Origin of the sequence: Leptolyngbya sp. CCY15150, from assembly GCF_016888135.1 — a bacterium.
GTDB lineage: Bacteria > Cyanobacteriota > Cyanobacteriia > RECH01 > RECH01 > RECH01.
On the sequence record NZ_JACSWB010000162.1, the window covers coordinates 13196 to 31889 of the forward strand.

General features: G+C 53.2%; 12 protein-coding genes. 2 read left to right on the forward strand and 10 right to left on the reverse strand.

All coding sequences use genetic code 11. The annotated features are described in order from the left end of the window. Positions 1-71: 71 nt before the first annotated feature. The 4 genes from JUJ53_RS08890 to JUJ53_RS08905 all read right to left on the reverse strand — a co-directional run bounded on the left by JUJ53_RS08890 (position 72) and on the right by JUJ53_RS08905 (position 7732). Positions 72-995, reverse strand: a complete 924-nt coding sequence (locus tag JUJ53_RS08890; protein ID WP_239124909.1) for a phosphorylase — start codon at positions 993-995, stop codon at positions 72-74. Then, complete coding sequence (locus tag JUJ53_RS08895; protein WP_204151649.1) at positions 992-6436, reverse strand: ATP-binding sensor histidine kinase; 5445 nt, start codon at positions 6434-6436, stop codon at positions 992-994. Before JUJ53_RS08895 ends, JUJ53_RS08890 begins: the two co-directional genes overlap by 4 nt. 71 nt (positions 6437-6507) lie before the next feature. Further along, positions 6508-6768: a hypothetical protein gene (locus JUJ53_RS08900; RefSeq protein ID WP_204151650.1), complete on the reverse strand. Its 261-nt coding sequence runs from the start codon at positions 6766-6768 to the stop codon at positions 6508-6510. A gap of 151 nt (positions 6769-6919) precedes the next feature. Further along, complete coding sequence (locus tag JUJ53_RS08905; RefSeq protein ID WP_204151662.1) at positions 6920-7732, reverse strand: carbohydrate ABC transporter permease; 813 nt, start codon at positions 7730-7732, stop codon at positions 6920-6922. An 803-nt stretch (positions 7733-8535) separates the two neighbouring features. Here JUJ53_RS08905 and JUJ53_RS08910 point away from each other — a divergent pair. Continuing rightward, positions 8536-9231 carry an aldehyde oxygenase (deformylating) gene (locus JUJ53_RS08910; protein ID WP_204151651.1) on the forward strand — a complete coding sequence of 232 codons (696 nt, stop codon included), beginning with the start codon at positions 8536-8538 and terminating at the stop codon, positions 9229-9231. A 124-nt stretch (positions 9232-9355) separates the two neighbouring features. On the opposite strand, the gene minE is transcribed toward JUJ53_RS08910, so the two are convergent. From minE to JUJ53_RS08940, 6 genes are all read right to left on the reverse strand, one after another. Beyond that, positions 9356-9640 (reverse strand): cell division topological specificity factor MinE, encoded by a 285-nt coding sequence (gene minE, locus JUJ53_RS08915; RefSeq protein ID WP_204151652.1) that lies wholly within the window; start codon positions 9638-9640, stop codon positions 9356-9358. A 129-nt stretch (positions 9641-9769) separates the two neighbouring features. Further along, complete coding sequence (gene minD, locus JUJ53_RS08920; RefSeq protein WP_204151653.1) at positions 9770-10576, reverse strand: septum site-determining protein MinD; 807 nt, start codon at positions 10574-10576, stop codon at positions 9770-9772. 281 nt (positions 10577-10857) lie between these two features. After that, the gene (gene minC / locus JUJ53_RS08925) at positions 10858-11664 is read right to left on the reverse strand and encodes a septum site-determining protein MinC (RefSeq protein ID WP_204151654.1); all 807 of its coding nucleotides are present in this window, start codon (positions 11662-11664) and stop codon (positions 10858-10860) included. Positions 11665-12225: 561 nt separating this feature from the next. Further along, on the reverse strand, positions 12226-13773 hold the full coding sequence (gene ggt, locus JUJ53_RS08930; protein WP_204151655.1) for a gamma-glutamyltransferase: 1548 nt from the start codon (positions 13771-13773) through the stop codon (positions 12226-12228). A gap of 90 nt (positions 13774-13863) precedes the next feature. Further along, positions 13864-15591: a hypothetical protein gene (locus tag JUJ53_RS08935; protein ID WP_204151656.1), complete on the reverse strand. Its 1728-nt coding sequence runs from the start codon at positions 15589-15591 to the stop codon at positions 13864-13866. Between the two features lie 600 nt (positions 15592-16191). Continuing rightward, positions 16192-17208 (reverse strand): MBL fold metallo-hydrolase, encoded by a 1017-nt coding sequence (locus tag JUJ53_RS08940; protein WP_204151657.1) that lies wholly within the window; start codon positions 17206-17208, stop codon positions 16192-16194. A gap of 602 nt (positions 17209-17810) precedes the next feature. On the opposite strand from JUJ53_RS08940, the gene JUJ53_RS08945 reads away from it, so the two are divergent. Next, positions 17811-18611, forward strand: coding sequence for a hypothetical protein (locus JUJ53_RS08945; protein WP_204151658.1), 801 nt, complete (start codon positions 17811-17813; stop codon positions 18609-18611). Positions 18612-18694 lie beyond the last annotated feature (83 nt).

The following is an 18694-nucleotide window of genomic DNA, read 5'->3' on the forward strand; positions in this document are numbered from 1 at the left end:
TTCTTGGAAAACTGGTTCATCTGAGCGGTCACCATTGTGTATGAACTTAAGTCAACACCAGCGATCGCCCATCATCCCACAGGCTGCCCCACCTGCTGCAAAATGGTCATGGGATCCAGCTCCTTCACCCGCTGGAGCTGGTCATGGTCGCGGGCCAGGAGCGCTCCCGTAAATCCGAGGGAATTCACCGGCACACCTTGGTAGCTCGACTGCGATCGCGGCACCATCAGCATCCACTGACGCGTCACGATCAGGTTATAGGGCGGAGACTGGGGCGGCATAGGCATAGATGGATCCAGCAGTCCCAAGGCTTGAGCCAAGGCCAGGTAGCGATCGCTGAGGTAGGAGCCGCCGTGGCGATCGCTGACATCAATCCCGTCCAAACGGGCAATGCCATGGGCAAAGGGCAAATCCGCCGTCACCAACGGATCGGCACTGGCCGCCAACGCCCGCTGCACCACCGGCGCGATCGGAGAAGACTCGATCTCCTCGGCCATCGGTAGAGGAATTAGTTGCAAGTGCTTGTGGGGTTGGCTTGCGCCCGCCGGCTCCCCCGCATTGTAGAATCCCAGTCCATCTATTTCCGCCAAACAGCGCCAGAGAGCGGCGAAATCGGCGACGGTCAGCCAGGTATCCTGGGCTTCAAAGTGGCGAGTAATGATCAGCAGATGGTGATCCACCACGTTGAACTTGTTGAGCAAACAGACATGCTGCTCAGACAATGCCCCGACGCAAAGGTTGTCATCGTAGGGCAGGAAGGGATTCACCGGCTTTCCGGGTTTAGCCAACTGCTGGCGCAAATCCGCCTCTTTGCGAATCAGATTGGTCACCACCCGCACCAAAAACCGCACCCCGCCCGACTCTACCCATTCGTAGGAGGTAGGAATCGACTGCAGTGCGCCGCAGGTGAGAGCGTGCTGGGTTTGCGATCGCACCCGCCCCCAGAGGTCTCCAGGCTGGAGATCTACAGGATTTGAGGAAGAAGGTTGCATCATAGGGGAATCTGAATCACAAAGGTGGTACCTCGTCCGGGTATGGAGGTGAGGGTGATCTGGCCGCCATGCTGCTCTTCGACAATTTGCCGACTAATGGACAGCCCAAGCCCAGTACCGCGTCCAACCTCTTTGGTGGTAAAGAAGGGTTCAAACAGCCGCGTTTGCAGACTGGCATCAATCCCCGGCCCATTATCCGTCAGACGAATCACAGCTTGGGAGGCAATCACGTCTGTTTGAATGGTAATGCGATTGGGATTTGCTTCAATCTCGCCATAGGAGCGATCGCGGTTGTGGTCTTCAAAGGCGTCAATGGCATTGGCCAGTAGGTTCATAAATACCTGGTTGAGCTGCCCCGCAAAACAGTTGACCTCTGGCAGATCTCCGTAGTGTTTAAAGACCTCGATGGCAGGACGGGAAGCCTTAGCCTTGAGGCGATGCTGCAAAATCAACAGCGTGCTGTCGATGCCATCATGAACATTAGCCGGCTGCTTCTCGGTGGTATCCATGCGCGAGAAGGTGCGCAAGGACGACATAATATCGCGAATGCGCTGAATGCCCACTTTCATCGACGACAGCAGCTTGGGCAAATCTTCGAGCAGGTAGTCGAGATCGACATCATCCATGCGTTCCACAATGGCCGCTGGCGGATGGGGCAAATGCTGCTGGTAGAGCGCTAGCAGTCCCATCAAGTCCTGGGTATATTCCTCAGCATAGGTGAGGTTGCCGCCAATGAAGCCAACGGGATTATTTACCTCATGGGCCACTCCCGCCACCAGTTGCCCCAAACTGGAGATTTTCTCGGTTTGAATCAGTTGCGACTGGGTTTGCTTCAGACGTTCTAGGGAACGGCTAAGCTGCTTGGCTCGCTCCCGCTCCCGCTGTTCTGATTCGCGCAGGGCTTCGTTTTTTATTTTAAGTTCTAGGGAATTATTTTCAAGCTGGCGAGAATGGGCCTGGAGATTGGCGTAGAGCTGAGCATTTTCAATCGAGATCGCCAACTGGGCCATCAACACATCTAGCAGTTCGGTGCGATCGCGGGTAAAGGCACCCGCCGTTAGTTTATGTTCTAAATACAGAACGCTCACCAACTGCTCTTGCTTAACAATCGGGAAACAAAGAATTGATCGAGGTTTATCTGTAACTAAATACTGATCGGCGAAAAAGGTAGATACATCACCGGCATCATCCAAAATCAGGCTTTCGTGGGTATTGGCCACGTAGTTAATAATCGACGCCGGCAGCGATCGCTGACTCATCGGCTGGGGAAGGCGATCGCGGGTTTCTGTTGCTGGCTGATCGACCGTACGATCAGCCTGAATCATCCACTCCTGATTCTGGCGCATGAGGAATACACCCCGCTGGGCTCCAGCATTTTCGATGGTGATTTGCAAAAAGGTATCCAGCAGATGATCCAACACAATTTCCCGAGAAATCGCCTGGGATGCCTTGATCACCGTCGCCATATCCAGCAGATGGGTGTGGCGATGGGTGGACGCCGTGGTGGAGGTGGTGGTGGAAAGGGTACTCGACCGATCTTCTTCGTTACGCAGCAGCACAGGGTTCAGGATTTGGGCGTACTGCTGTTCCATGTGGCGAACCTTGGCGATCGCTCCCCAGCGCACATAGCTATAGTAGGCATCGGTTAGATAAGCTTGACCAATTCGGTTTTTGCCAATAGATAAATAAAACATGGCTGCCCGCTCACAGGCGATCGCTGCTTCATGCAGATAACCATGGTGAATGGCTGTTTCAATCGCGCGGTCATACCCATCCATCGCCGTTAGCACATCCCCCTGAAGCTGCGCTAATTCCGCCGTAATCAACTCCGCCCGATGTTGGTAATTAGCGGGTACGGCTTCTGCCCAATGCTGGATGGTGGGCTGCTGGGCCAAGGCCTGCTGAAACAGGGTCTGGGGAATCGCCTCATGGGTTTGCTGACTGCGTCCTAAGAAAGCCAGCACTTGGTAGAAACGATAGGCACCAGACAGCGCCAGTCCCACACCGCTATTGAAATAAGGTTCTGCCTGATTAGCCGCCGCCACCGCACCCCGATAGTCCCCAAAAATGCAGGCTAAGATCAGCTTAACGGTATAAATCAGAAATAACGCTTGGTGGTAGTGGGTTGCTTCTAGGCGAGGAATCAGGTGCTCTTCATCAACACAGTCGCCTGATAGCACCGTGGGATCTGGGCTAGGCGTTTGGAGATTCAGCGTCAGTTGGTAAACAATCTGGGTATAGTGCAGTTGCAGCTCTTGCTTCATCGACGCCAAGAGATCGATATGTCGCTGCTGAGCCTTGGCCACCCGATCGAGCGGTTCACCCACCAAAAATAGGTGCGTGCAGTAGTTCATTACCGCATAGCTGGTATAGCTGATGTCTCCCGTATCTTGTCCCACACGGATGGTGTGCAGCAGGGGGCTGAGGGTGGCCCGCAGGGGTTCTTTCCAATGGCGGATGAAGGTTTCAAAAATCTGATAGGTGCTGCAGCGAAACGGCTCTGCATCAAAACGTTCTAGTAGATGTAGGGCAATTTGTCCTGATTGGTAGCCCACTTCCGGCATTTGCATCAGGCTACACATCAACCAACCATAGGCGGCATAGGCAAAGGAGGCTTGGGCACAGTGGCCATGCTCTAGGCAAAGCTGCACCTGGGCCAAGATCAACCGATGAAAGGTGGGCGGATCGGTTTGATAGGCTGGAGAGGAGACAATCCGCATAATTTCCAGGGCCGCCTGATGCTTCGGATCCGTCAGAATGGGAATAGACTCCAACTGATCGAGGTCAGGGAGCACCAAAGATTTAGCCAGCGCTTCACAGTCTTCCATGCTGCCCATGGGCAGTTCCCCATAGAGCATCTCTAGGGCGGCCATACCGGCGGCGATCGCACCCTGCAACTGCGACTGGGCCATGTGAAACTGAATTTTTAGCTCATAGGCCTTCACCTGATCCAACCCCGGCTGGGCCCATTGCTCAATCTCGGATACCAGGAGCTGCGATCGCCCATAGTCGGTCGTCAAATAGGCAGCCTCCGCCGCTTCTAGATGTAGGGCTAGGGTGAGATCATAGGCATGATGCCAGGGTTGATCCGGCAGCAGATCGAGGGCAATCTCAAAATGGTGCAGCGCCGATTGATAGGCCGCCGAAGCCTTAGCCTTCTTCCCAGCCTGGCGGTTGAGGTCAATCAACTGCTGTCGTTCATCGGCATCGGTGATCAGCGATCGCCCTAGGTTTAGCGCATTTACCGCATCGAATAAGACATCGTCTAACTGATCTGCCGGCGTATGTTTGAGCAACAGCCGTCCCACCTTCAGGTGAGTCTTAATCTTTTGGTCATCGGGAATCAGCGCATAGGCCGCCTGCTGCACCCGATCATGAAGGAAGCGATAGGCGATCGCCTCATCCACCGGCACATGATCATGATCCCCATGCATACCGGGATAGGACTGGTGGGTCATCGGCACCAATAGCCCAGCCTGCACCGCCGCCCACACCTGTTCAGAGACTACCGCTGGCCGCTGGTCGTGAACCCGCACCAGCGTTTTCAGATCAAAGCGATTGCCCACACAGGCCGCAAGCTGGAGGGTGGTTTGCACCGGCACCGGCAGCCGCTGAATCGCCGCCACCATAAACTCCACCACATTTTCAGTGATGTCTAGGGCTTGAATCTGAGACAGATCCCACTGCCAGACCTTGGTTGAGCGATCGAAGGTCAGCAGATGATCGTGGTAGAGCGACTTGAGCAGTTGATTCAGGAAAAAGGGATTGCCCTGGGTTTTCTCGAACAGCAGATGACTCAGAGGTTCTACCAAAGTGCGATCGCAGTGTAGGGTATCTGCGACCAGTTGGGTCACCTGGTCGGGCAGCAAATTATCCAGCTCAAGGGTGGTCACCGTTGCATCTAGATGGCGCACCTGTTCCACCATCTCCATCAGGGGATGGGTCGCACTCACCTCATTGTTGCGATAGGCTCCCACCAACAGCAAATGGCGGTAGTGAGCATTGCTCATCAAGGCATCAATCAGGGTTAAGGACGCGGAATCTGCCCACTGAAGATCATCCAGAAAAATCACCAGCGGATGTTTAGCCGTCGCAAACACCTGAATGAACGACTGCAAGACTCGATTAAAACGATTCTGGGCCTCCGAGGGCGGCAACTCTGGCACAGGGGGTTGTGGCCCCAGCAGAACCTCCAGTTCCGGCAGCAGACCCGCAAGAACATCACCCTGGCTACCCAAAGCCTGGCACAAAGCCGTCGTCCAGTCCTGCAGGCGACTGGTACTTTCCGCCATGATCTGGCGCATCAACTCTCGAAAGGCTTGCACAAAGGCGGAATAGGGCGTATCGCGTTTAAATTGGTCGAACTTGCCGCTGGTAAAATAGCTATGCTGATGCACCACCGGGCGATGAATTTCCCGCACCAACGCCGACTTACCAATGCCCGAATAGCCGCCCACCAGCACCAGTTCTGTCCGCCCTTGGCAAACCCGCCGAAAGGCTTTCAGCAAGATTTCCAGATCGGCTTCCCGACCGTAGAGCTTTTCTGGAATCTGCAAGGAGTCCCAGTAATCTCCCTGACCGAGGGGAAAAGGAGCGATCGCTTGCTGCCCTTGCCATTGCTCTTGGCAGCGTTCTAGATCAGCCTTGAGCCCATAGGCGCTCTGGTAGCGATCTTCGGCATCTTTTTCCAGCAGCTTCATCACCACCTGGGATAGCCCCTGGGGCACCTCAGGACGCCGGACATGGGGAGCCACGGGCAGTTTAGCCATGTGGCAATGCACCAGCTCCATGGGGTCATCCCCGGTAAACGGCAGATGCCCCACCAATAATTCGTACAGCGTCACACCGAAGGAATAGAAATCCGTGCGATGATCCAGGGTGCGATTCATGCGGCCGGTTTGCTCCGGAGACATGTAGCCCAGGGTGCCTTCTAGACCACCCACAATCCCGGTGGGAGCGAGGTCGGGCAGGAGACGCATGGCGATGCTGAAATCCGTCAGCTTGGTTTGCCGGGTCTGGGCATTGTGAATAATATTCGCCGGCTTGATGTCTTTGTGAATAATGCCTTGGGCATGAAGCTGGGCCAGGGTATCTGCCAACTGAATCGCCATCGTCAGCAGATCATCCAAGGCAATCGGCCAGCCAGCGGCCACCGGATGCAGCGATCGCCCGCCAAAATCTTCTAGCACCAGTGCCAAACGATTGCCACATTCCAGCAAATCATAGGACTTCACCACCCCATCTAGGGACAGTTGTTGGGTGATGCCATATTCGTAGCGAAAGCGAGAAATTTCCCGCAGGGATGGATATTCTGGCTTCAAAAGCTTCACCACCACCGGCAGGGTATCGCGATCGCGAAGCGCCCGATAGACCACTGTTCTATCAGTCTCATGCAGCGTGTCCGTTAGGACATAGCCTTGCAGTTGATGTGCAGCTTTTCCCATGCGCTTACCCTTGCGTTTGGATGCTCACTAGGGCGAATACTTCATATCGTTCCATGTGGGGCCAGTCCCATTTACCCGATCGGTGCATCACCCTGGAATATCCCCGAGAGCGACACATCCATGATGATCGATGCCGTCCCATTGCTGTTGGGATCTACACCACCACTTACGAACGGACTGGCCCCAGACTGGCTTAGGTTCCATAGATCCTTTAGCAGGCGGGTGATGACATACTGAGCGATCGCAGACAATTGACCATAGTGCTCCACTTGACCTAAATGCGTCAAGCCTGATAAGCCCCCTCGCTTGGTGTGCAGCTTAGAGGGATTCAAGCATCTAGGTCATGCCTGAATGATAGCTTGCTAACCCATTGTCCATCTTGCCCCATGGTACATCGTGTGATTCACTCCGTTTAGTTTGCCCAAACCCAACGCGAACTACACAAAGCGGGCTGGAATTTTGCTGAACAGCATTGGAATGATGTCATTCTTTCAAACCCGTGGTAGCAATTCCCTGGATAAACTGACGCTGGCCGATCAGAAAAAGCAGGACAACCGGCAGAGTGGCGATCGCCACCGCCGCCATCAACAGCGACCAGCTACTGGTGAACTGCTCCTGAAAGTCGGCTAGGGCAAGCTGAACGGTGCGTAGTTCTGGACGCGTGGTAAACACCAGCGGCTTAAACAGATCATTCCATTCGCCAATGAAGGTGAGTAGAACTAGGGTCACTACCGCCGGACGGGCTAAAGGAAACACCACCCGCCACAGCACCTGCCAGCGCGTCGCCCCATCTAGCATGGCGGCTTCTTCCAAATCGATCGGCAGAGACTGAAAACATTGCCGCATCCAAAAAATCCCAAATCCACTAGCCGCCGTTGGCAAAATCAGCGCCGCGTAGGTATTGATCAAATGCCCCCAAGTAAGCACCATGAAGACTGGAATCACCAAAAGCTGAAAGGGAATCACCAGGGTTGCCACGATCGCCAACAGCAAGAGCCGGCGACCGCGAAACTGAAAACGAGCGATCGCATACCCTGCCAGAGTCGAGGTCAACACCTGCAGTAGGGTGACCGCCAAGGCCACCAGGGTGGAGTTAGCAAAACTCAGCAGAAAATGTCCCTGCTGCCAAGCCAGCCGATAGGATGCCCAAGACCACGATCGCCCAGCCAAGGACAACGATTCTGCCCCATCCCCCTGAAAGGAGATGAGCAGCATCACGCCCAGGGGAGCCAGCACCAGCAGCGCGCCCAGACCAAGACCGGCCACCGTCAACCAAGCGATCGCCCTTGACTGCATCCACCGAACAAACCAGGATGTCTCCATCCCATCCTTTGGATCACTACTCGCCGGGTACAACTCTTCGGGCATACATCTCCAAGACAGACTCCAAAACAGAGGCATCGTTCAGATTTAGATCGTGAATCTAACACAGTCGGCTCGATGAAGTGATGGCTCCAGAGGAGGCGATCGGCTGAACTAGACATCGTTGGTATATCCAAAGAGATGCGTTACGGCTTTGCCTAACAGCTACGGAGATACTGGGAGTCTCTATCGGAACAAACGGCAATCCTGAAACCTGGGGCATGATCGAGTAGATTGAAGCGATCGCGGGATCCTGCCCTTTGTTCAAAATCGCTGAACCGATTGCCAGACCAGCATCAAGCAGGATTTTCTGCCCCGTTGAGCCGTCGATCAACAGAGTCAATCGCTAGACTAGTATGAAGAACCCCATCATCATCCCCTAAAGAATCATGGTTGAACCACGGCATTCAGATAGCGTTCCCCCTAATGATCATGGTCTGAAGTTCCTCTATGGACTTGCTTGAACAGAATCAATACTCAGCACAAAACCATCGATTTTGCTGATTTAGTCAGAACTATTGATAAATATCCAACTTCGTTTTGTGCGAAAAAGATGCAATATTCCTATGGGTGAACCTGAATGCTTGTAAATCTCCCCCGAAACCTATTAGGGTGTAGGTTAAGGGAGGCCTGACCCAGCCCTCTGACTATATATATGAACAACCTGAGCGTACCGACCACGACCCTGACGCTTGTGTGGATCAAAGGCACCGTTTTGATTGAGGAGACGCAACGTTATGCCGCAGCTTGAGCTTAGCCCAGAACTTGATTTTCAAAGTGAAACCTATAAAGATGCGTACAGTCGCATCAATGCGATCGTCATTGAAGGAGAGCAAGAGGCCTACGAAAACTACCAGCAGCTTGCTGACATGATGGCCGACAGCAAGGATGAGTTGCTGAAGCTCGCCAAGATGGAAAACCGCCACAAAAAGGGCTTCCAAGCATGTGGACGTAACCTCGATGTTTCGCCGGATATGGACTTTGCTAAAGAGTTCTTTTCCAGCCTGCATCAAAACTTTCAAACTGCAGCGGCAGAAGGCAAGATTGTCACCTGTCTGCTAATTCAGTCCTTGATCATCGAGTGTTTTGCGATCGCCGCCTACAACATCTATATCCCCGTCGCCGATGATTTTGCCCGCAAGATCACGGAAGGTGTTGTCAAAGACGAATATCTCCACCTCAACTTTGGTGAAGAGTGGCTGAAGGCCAACTTTGAGACCGCCAAGGCGGAGCTAGAAGACGCCAATCGGCAAAATCTGCCCATCGTTTGGCGAATGCTAAACCAGGTGGAAACCGACGCCCATGTTTTGGCGATGGAAAAAGAAGCCCTCGTCGAAGATTTCATGATCAGCTACGGTGAAGCCCTCAACAATATTGGCTTCAACACTCGCGAAATCATGCGCATGTCTGCCTATGGGCTCACAGCGGCGTAGGGTTACTCATTTATTGAATTCCAATTGAAGTTCAGTTGAATTCCATACAAGAGCTGGGAGATGCAGGCCATCTTCCAGTTTTTGAGTATCTGGGCATGATCAAGGCATATCTAGCTGCCAGCTTCTAGGCGTCTGGTGTCGGCTCAGCCTTGACACGACGAATCGGCAGGTTGGCAATCAGAGCCGTGGTGCGTTGATCATTCTCTAGGGAAAACTCGGTGCCGTCGGAGTCAATCTCCACATAGCGAGACACCACCTCTAGAATTTCCTGGCGCATTTGTTCGAGCAGGGCCGGGGGTAGGTCAGCGCGATCGTGGGCGAGCACAATCTGCAAGCGCCGCTTCGCTGAGGTGCGGCTCGTTTCGGATGTTCCGCGCGCGAGTAATTTGTCTATTAATTCACCGATCATAAGCTTTGCCACTTAAAGAGACGATGTGCAGTTTGGTTGTTCATCCAACCTATTCAGTTGCGCTGCTAAGCCGGTAGGGCTGCACCCAAACAGAACCATGTCAACGGAGATAACCACAGCTCCTCCTAGCTAACGGGATGAACTCCTAAACATCCGCCGAATCCGCGAAAACAAATCATCATGGGCCGCACTCAGATCTAGGAACGGCGTTTCTTCGCCATCCAAACGGCGGGCAATATTTTCAAAGGCGATCCCCGCTAGGGTGAGTTTTTCTGACAGCACCAACGGTTCGCCCCGGTTGGTGGAGACAATCACCCGTTCATCATCGGGAATGACGCCAATCAGGGGAATGGCCAGGATTTCCTGCACATCCTGCACCGACATCATCATGTCATCCCGCACCATCACCGGCTTGAGGCGGTTGACGATCAGCCGAATATTTTTAATATCATTGGCTTCCAAAAGCCCAATCACGCGATCGGCATCCCGCACCGCCGACACCTCTGGCGTTGTGACAATTAGCGCTTCTTTGGCAGCAATGGTGGCATTTTGAAACCCTTGCTCGATGCCCGCTGGACTGTCGATGATCACAAAATCAAAGGACTCGGTCAGCGATTCCACCAACTGCTTCATTTGCTCCGGCGTCACCGCATCCTTGGAGCGGTTTTGGGCAGCGGGCAGCAGGGCGAGGTTGGGCTGCCGCTTGTCTTTCACCAAGGCTTGATCCAGCCGACAGTCTCCCGCCAGCACTTCCACGGCGGTGTAGACAATGCGATTTTCTAGCCCGAGGAGGAGATCGAGGTTTCTTAAACCAAAGTCTGCATCCACAACCGCGACCTTATGCCCTCGCTGGGCGATCGCCATCCCCAGGTTAGCGGAGCAGGTGGTTTTACCAACTCCACCCTTGCCAGACGTGATAACGATGATACGACTCATGGATTGTGGCGATTACCGAATAGACAACAACAGAGAGGTAGCGGAGCATTCATCTCAACCCCAGCACCCCAGGAGTCTCGAATCCAATGCTCGGTGGTGGATAGAACCCAGTCTAAATCACCATTCCGAGGAAGACCGAAATCAATCCCTGATTACTCTAGGGCATTTTGTCCAAGCGGGCTAGAGGGGAGGCGATCGCTTGCATGGAGGACAGAAGGAGGATGCCCCAGAACAAGCGGTCTGCCCATAGTTCTCCATCGCCCATCGAGTCCCACAAGCGCTTAGCTTGACCTAGAGTCTAACCGCATTTTAGGGAAATCGGCGGCCCGCGCGATACGAATTCCTTCCGAGGCCACGTAGGCCACTTCCGGATGGTAGTCATCAGGCGAGGCGGGCGCGCGGGCCACCCGCTGGGCGATGCGAATTTGGGTCGGCTCCATGCGCAGCGCCATGATCACGCAGCGATCATTGCCGCTAGCGCCCGCCTGCGCCATGCCTCGTAGATAGCCCCATACGAGAACATCGCCATCGGCAATCACGCTGCCCCCTGGATTCACATCCCCGAGAATAATGATGCTGCCCGGATGGCGGATTTCCATCCCCGATCGCACCGTAGTTTGCAGATAAAGAGGATCGGCCAGGGGATTACTAGCTTCTCCGCTGGACTGGGTGAGGGGCGTCACGGGAGATAATTGCTCCACGGAATAGCCAATGGTGGCGGCGGCCACGGCAGTCTGCCGACGGCTGGTGTAAATTCGCTTTAGGGTGAGCCCAGCATCGAGCAGAGCATCGGCGATCGCTTGCAGTTGCCGAGCATCCAAAAGGCGATCGCGGCCAATTAAATGCACCGACGTACCATCTTTCCAAAAGCGATCGCCCGCATTTAGGCGATGTTTAAGCTGTTGATAGAGTTCATTCCAGGTGACAGAAACCTGAGCATCAGACTCAGGTGGCAACAGCAGCAAGAGCCGTCCTCCCTCGGTTTTGAACCGCACTTGGGGGTTGGCATTGCTTTCAGCCAACGATTGGGCGAGGGCAGAAACTTGGGCCCCATTGGGCGTTGCGTCTGAGGTGGGGTCTGGCGTCATAAACTTGGCTCCCGTTTGACCGGGATGTGTGAGGGAACATAGACCATGTGTCAGTGTATGATCGATTGCCCAAAATCGGGCAACTTCCATGGGAACTCTCAAGGTGATCAACCTGAGCTAGAAGCTATCTTTGGCAACTCGTGCCTCCGACGGTGAACCATTACTCCTTGATTCAACCCAACGATGGGAATAGATGTCTTCAGCCTAGATGCCAAAACTCGATATCTCAGGAGAGATGTCCATAGGCAATGCACCATGAGTATTCTTTGAAGTCAGAGATCTATAGAATGACCATTTCATGAGCATCCCAAGAGCTAAACCCTTACCCAGCAAAGCTTACAGAGTTTTAGGACTCCTAGCATATGTAAAGAAGACATCAAGCGATCGGCAAAACTTCACGATTCTTTTGCGAAAAACCACGGTAGGGGGTTTGACCCCTCACCCTTGGGATGCCATACTATGTTATGTAGATGCACCCTGATGGTAGGGAGAGCCCTGTTGCTCTCCCTTTTTTTATGCTTGTCCCCTAGAACCCCAGACAGGACAGGCATGAGCGCGACTCTAGCCCAGGGACACCGAGCCACCCCGGCGGCGATCGCCCACCCCGTCTAGCGTCCCGTCTGGCTGGCGAATCACCGCATGAACACCGCCGAAGAACATATTTTGCTGTTCCCACTGCAGAACGCCTTGGTCAAAGGGAAACTGTTGGCGATCGCAATCGAGGGACGGAAATCCCGGTTCTATATTCATCATGCCATCTTCCCAATGGATGCGGGGATGATGCACCGCCGTCTCCAGATCCATGCCAAAGTCTAGGTGATTTGAGATCACCTGCAAAATGGCCGTGCGAATTCGATTCGACCCCCCTGACCCTAGAACCATCGAGGGGCGATCGCCCTCCAAAATCATCGTGGGAGCCATCATGGACGAAATGCGCACGTCTTCCGTCCAGCTATGAAAACCGTGGGGATGCAGGTCAGCTTCGCCCAACATATTGTTGACCATCACCCCCGTTCCCGGAATCGCATAGCCACAGCCCTCGCCATTGGAACTGGTGACACTAGCAGCATTGCCCTCCCGATCGACGACACTAATGTGGGTGGTGCTGCCCCATTTATTCACCGGCAGGTGCTCAGCATAGGCCGCTAGGTGAGCCGGAGCCAAAAACTGCTGGGCCACATCCGGGTCATAGAGACGGCGATCGTAGCCATCCTTCCGCGCTTGATTGGTCAACCGCATCACCGCCGCCAGCAATCGCACATGGTCAGGACTGCCCGCCGTCATCTGGGACAACTCCACGTGATTCAGCAAAGCCAAGGAGAAGCCGATCAACGCCCCACCCGAGCTGGGCGGTGGATTGGTGATAAACGTTTTGCCACGATACTGCATCGCCAGGGGCTGCCGTTCGATCACCCGATACTGATCGAGATCCTCCAAGGTCAAATACCCGCCCCGCTCCTGGCAATCGGCAATCAACTGATGAGCCAGCTCTCCCCGATAGAAATCCTCTACCCCTACCTGGGCCAAATGCTCTAACGTGCGGGCAAAGTCGGGCATGGTGAGGCGATCGCCCTGTTGTGCTAAAACCCCGGTAGGCGCATAGACCTGGCGCATAGCCGGATCGCGCAGCAGGATCGGTTCCAAAAGTTGAAAACAATAGGCCTGGAATGCATTCACCTCCACCCCCGTCTTGGCATAGTGAATCGCCGGCTCCGTCACCACCGAAAAGGGCAGCCGTCCCAAGGTTTGCTGTACATGGTAAATACCGCCGATGGTTCCCGGAACAGCGATCGCCCCTAGACCAATGTGAAAGTCCTGCACCGCCTTGCCAAAATTGACCGTCACCGGGAAGAAATCCACCTGATCGATCGGCCGCTTACGGCGCGGCGTTTGCGTAAAAAAGTCGAATAACACATTACGCTGCGGCGTATGGGCTAGCAAAAAACCGCCCCCTGCCAACGACGTCAGCCCCGGCTCCGCCACACAGGCCGCCAGCACCGCCGCCGCCGCCGCATCAAAGGCATTGCCCCCAAGGCGCAACATTTCCAATCCCGCCGCCGCCGTGCAGGCATGGCCCGCCGCGATCGCTCCCTGTGTTGCCGTACTCATCGGTGTACCGGTTTATCTCCGCTGGACATTATGCTGATTTAGCTTACAGCAGATCGATCGGTAAACCCGTACAGACGACCGCGATGATAATTACGAATGATCGCGAATGAAATCAACCAGGGCGTTGTAGCGCGGCGACTCCTCATCCGCCACATTTTCCAACACGCCCCAACTGCCCCAGCGACTGGGAACCCCAAAGTCAGCAAAGTTCATAAACACTGCCCCACCGGCATCACGCCATTCGTTGAGCAACTGCGTATAGATGTCATACATTTCAGGATGGCGATTCAGTTCAATAAAAAACTCCGTCAGCCGTTCATGATCGGGCAAGGCCAAATGCTGCCCACCTTCATAGACCAAGAGAGATAAATCCCGCTCCTGGGCGATCGCGGCATGGTAGTCGAACAGCTCGCGAATGCCGGGAATACTGCCATCATGGTCGCCATCTTCCAACATGCCGCCCTGGGAAAGCTGAGCGATCGCCTTCTCGATGGCAACGTCTTGCCCTTCATCCAGCCAGCCTTCCACCGTCTCGATGTTATTATCAAACACCATACCGCCGGTGAAATAGCCGGTGATTGTGTAGGCATCCACATGCTGATAGCAAGGCGTATTGCCCTCCGCCACCCATAGAGGACAGTCTAGGGCCGCCCGCTCTAAGCCGCGCCAACTGGTTTGGGTACCCAGCACCAGCACCAAGCGATCGCGCTGGTCGGCAAAGACCTCAGACCAGATATCTGCCATCTGGGCCGTCCGCATACCGTACCACTGCATAAACACATCGCCCTCTTGCTGCCAACGTTCCTTACCTTGATCTAGGGCATAGTGGGCCTGCTCAAACATCCAGTTCCAGACTTCATTCGACAGTTCTACATAGATTTTGAGACTCGGATCCAGTTGTTCTTTCACCAACTCCGCAAAGCGACGCATGTAGTCATCTGTTGCCATGTGCGGCATACAGAACCACACATCTTCCCCCAGCCGCTCCGCCAGTTCGATCATGATCTCCAGCGGCACGCCCTTGAGGCTGTAGGTATAGTCATCCACTTGGGGGCGATCGCTCCACTCACTGACCGTGGAATCATTGGTACGCATCCAGTCCATCAGCCGCAAAGACTGAAACGGCTGCAGTCGCTCAAGTAACAGGGGGTTAAAAATCTCGGTTGCAAAGGTCTCTTCTGCCTCAATGGGCACCACGTGGATATTACGCAGATAATCGCCCGTACGATTAGGATCCGTTGCGCTCACAATCAACAAAATTCCATCATGGGACGGCGTTACGTTGATCACATCCCGCCCCGGTCGCGAAGCCGCCTCATCCTTGCGAGCATCAAAACCATAGCCTAAGGTACCCTCTCCCTCATAGAGCACCACATACTGCCCGCCGGGATAGCGTCCATTAATTTCCCGGAACATGAGCGTCGCCACTCGGGTAAAAATGGGCGCATCATCGGGAGCTGGTAAAGACTTCGGCCAGCCATGCTCATCCAAATCCAGGGCATCACCCTCCTCAGTGCTCCACTGGCCCGTACAGCCCGGATCGGTATCTACACATTGGGTGATCCAGCGCCGGGACGACTTCATCGCATCCAAAAACGGCAGTTGGGTTGACCAATCAGCAATGCCCGTCAAGTTGGTGCCCACGGATAGCTCAGGGCTGGGGGCCGATCGCACCGGAGCAGACGAGGAAGCCACTGGGGTCGCACGGGGCGACGACGAACAGCCAATCACCATGCCCACAGTGATCACCATCAGCACGATGAACATCAGCCCCTGGGAGAGCGATCGCTGACCCTTGATTCGAACCCACTTGATCATACCCATCTCTCCCCTATGTCGTGACGGTTTTAACGGATGGCTCAACACTTTAGGCAACCCGAGAAATCACGAACCTAGAATAACCTTCACACTATCCGTGACGCTCTTTTCCAGGGTAACCGACGAGTTTACGACTGTCGCGATCGCCCCTAGTCCACCAAATTAGGGGAGACCCCTAGCAATCTCGACGAAACGCTATGACTAAATCAGGACTGAGATCTCTAGACGATTCTACAGTCACGAACTTATCTGTAACATCAGACCTAAACCCATCAGGTGAACGAACGCATAGCTAAATTATAGGGCTGCCCCGCAGGTTTCTAGGGCGAGGGGGTGATCATTCACTTAAACTTCATAAACATGAACTAGTTTAATAATTTTCAATCTACGGTAAAAGACATAGATCCTTTACTTGCTCTACCATCATCATGGTACCCAAGCATGAACGATACGTGCAGAGTAGCTTACCTTTTCAATCACTAGCTAGACCCAGCCCTGGCAAATACAGAGCCGCAGAAAGAATAACGGCAGACAACTGGGATAAACCAACCATCTGCCGTTCTGAGCGCACGCTATGCATCAAAAATGGATAAGAACTGCCTACAGAGCTTGCAACTCCGGCGCTTGCGCTTGAAAATAGGTGCGAATGGACGCCGCATCATCATGCCCCAAGGTGATCTGCTGATAAGCTACTTCCACATTGCCAGAAAACATACCCTGAAAGCCATAGCTAGCGTAGGGTTCAGGCAGAGAGGCTTGCTCAAGCGCCTGCTCAAGCGATAGCCCCTGCTCTTTCCATTGCAGGGCTAGGGTTTCTAGGGTGTTTAGGTAGCCCTTCAAGTTATCTAGATTGGTGCGATCGCCCACTGGCCCATGCCCAGGCACCACCGTGGCTGTGCTGTAGGTTTCTGCTAGCATCTCTAGATTATCTTGCCATACCCGGATACCGCCATCTGCCAGATAGGGCAGCCGCTCAGCAAATAACATATCCCCCGTCACCAGCACATCCACGTCAGGGATATAGGCCACCAAATCGGTGCCGCCGGAATGACCTTCAAATTCGACCAACTGAACTTGGCGATCGCCCAACCATAGATCCCAGGTGCCATTCACCACCACACTTGGCGGCGTCACGGTCGGATCGAGTTCCTGGTTGCGGGTTAGCATAAACTCACGGATGGGCCCTCGCCCTAAAATCGGCAATCCTAGTGCCTCTGCTGCTGCATTGCCACCGGAATGATCGAAGTGATAGTGGGTATCGACGACGTAGCGAATCGGCTGGTCTGTGAGGGTTGCCACGGTTGCAAACGCTAGGTTTGCCAAAGCTTGGTTCTGAAAGGTATCGAGAACCAACACCCCATCGGAACCAACGACAATCGTGACGTTGCAAATGGCGGTCGTGGCAAAGTCTGCGGGCGGAAAGTCGGTGCTAGCCACCAAGGTATAGACACCCTCGGCGACCTCTTCCACGGTGAGCCCAGCTATCTCTAGAGTCACCTCAGGAGTTTCCTGGACTGGAGCGTCTTGGGCTGGAACTGGCGCTTGCAGCCCCACAACGCCTACTAAAGCAGCCAGGGCAATGATCAGCCCCAATGCCCATCTACGAAGTTGCTTCATGGATTTTCTCGCAAAATTTGTGGCAAACATGAATCCTTTCCATAAATATTACAAGCAAACTCCCAGACACACTAGCTATACCTCAGCCGTGAACGCTAAGCTAACCGGGAACAAGAGAGCGATCGCCTTGAGGAAGAATCCGGTACACCTGCCGGTCATCCATCGACCCCGATCCCCAACCATGCACCGAACCCCCTATTGACTGAAATAGATCGGCAGGGCTCACCTTACCTATTGATCAACAAAGTTAGCTTGAATATTCGACAGCGATCGCTCTTGGGGTGATTTGAGGAGAGCGATCGCTCAATATCTTTGGTCTTTACACAGACCATGAAGATTTACTTAAGCTATCTGCATAGCATTTTCTAGCAGGTGTTAAGCTTTAAGACAAGATGTAGCCAAATACTAGTACAGCTTTAGTCCATATTTATTACGTTCTATGTCAACAGAGCACAACAAGGCTATTGCAGCGGACTGGAAAAGTTGATGTAGAGGTAAAATTTATTGAAAGCCACTGAACAGCAATGGATGTCAAAAATAAAACCCACTTGTTGATCCTGTTTTTAATGTTTTAGATAGGTTATAGAAGGAAGCAAAAAGTAATGACTCGAACTTCAAAACGATCTGCTTTGCTCATTCTGACAGGATTGATTATTTTTTTGATAGGATGCAATTCAAATGATGCAGTATCTGAAACAACAACTGATGCTCCATCTAGTGAAGCCATTCAAGATTCAGAAACAGACCCGTTCAGAGATGCTGTCAATCAAGCAACTACTGCCTCTGATCTGACTCAAACAGCCAGCACATCAGAAGAGTGGTCTAATGTGGCTAATGCTTGGCAGCAAGCGATTGAATTAATGGAGTCTGTACCACAATCAAATCCAAACTATGCAGTAGCTCAACAAAAGGCACAAGAGTATCAAGCAAATAAAACATATGCTCAGAACAATGTGAATGGAGCAGATAATGCAGAGCAAATGTATGAAGACATGTTGAATGCTATATCCACAGACAATCTCGGAAAAGTAGATTCATTACTCGCTCAGGGATTCGATCCCAATTATCAAAGCCAAGAAAGAACTTTTTTTGATCAGCCTTATTACGTACTTTCTCATGCAGCGACTTTTGGAAATGATGCTTTTGTGGAGAAACTACTTGCATCAGGTGCAAAGTGGGATTACATTCCGAACGAGGCCTTAAGTGATTCTCTAATTTCAGCCTCTTGTGAAGGACAGCCATTTATTGTTCAAGAACTCCTTAATGCTGGAGCCAATCCAAATTATGCCAATAGTTTTGGTGAAAAACCGTTGGCAATGGCTACCAGTCAGACTTGTAGGACATTAGATCATAATGGGAATCCACATCAACCAGGCTCAAGTGATCACAACCTGAACGGGTGACAACGTCCCTAGAAGTCTTGCTGCAACAGGGATAGCGCATGAAACCCACGCTGAAAATAGAGCCGTTTATGGGGTTTGAGTGC

What these genes read in the sequence shown, in the direction of transcription:
- JUJ53_RS08890 (WP_239124909.1), bottom strand. Translation starts at nt 995, where the DNA reads ATGATGCAACCTTCTTCCTCAAATCCTGTAGATCTCCAGCCTGGAGAC.
- JUJ53_RS08895 (WP_204151649.1), bottom strand. Translation starts at nt 6,436, where the DNA reads ATGGGAAAAGCTGCACATCAACTGCAAGGCTATGTCCTAACGGACACG.
- JUJ53_RS08905 (WP_204151662.1), bottom strand. Translation starts at nt 7,732, where the DNA reads ATGCAGTCAAGGGCGATCGCTTGGTTGACGGTGGCCGGTCTTGGTCTG.
- JUJ53_RS08910 (WP_204151651.1), top strand. Translation starts at nt 8,536, where the DNA reads ATGCCGCAGCTTGAGCTTAGCCCAGAACTTGATTTTCAAAGTGAAACC.
- minE (WP_204151652.1), bottom strand. Translation starts at nt 9,640, where the DNA reads ATGATCGGTGAATTAATAGACAAATTACTCGCGCGCGGAACATCCGAA.
- minD (WP_204151653.1), bottom strand. Translation starts at nt 10,576, where the DNA reads ATGAGTCGTATCATCGTTATCACGTCTGGCAAGGGTGGAGTTGGTAAA.
- minC (WP_204151654.1), bottom strand. Translation starts at nt 11,664, where the DNA reads ATGACGCCAGACCCCACCTCAGACGCAACGCCCAATGGGGCCCAAGTT.
- ggt (WP_204151655.1), bottom strand. Translation starts at nt 13,773, where the DNA reads ATGAGTACGGCAACACAGGGAGCGATCGCGGCGGGCCATGCCTGCACG.
- JUJ53_RS08935 (WP_204151656.1), bottom strand. Translation starts at nt 15,591, where the DNA reads ATGATCAAGTGGGTTCGAATCAAGGGTCAGCGATCGCTCTCCCAGGGG.
- JUJ53_RS08940 (WP_204151657.1), bottom strand. Translation starts at nt 17,208, where the DNA reads ATGAAGCAACTTCGTAGATGGGCATTGGGGCTGATCATTGCCCTGGCT.
- JUJ53_RS08945 (WP_204151658.1), top strand. Translation starts at nt 17,811, where the DNA reads ATGACTCGAACTTCAAAACGATCTGCTTTGCTCATTCTGACAGGATTG.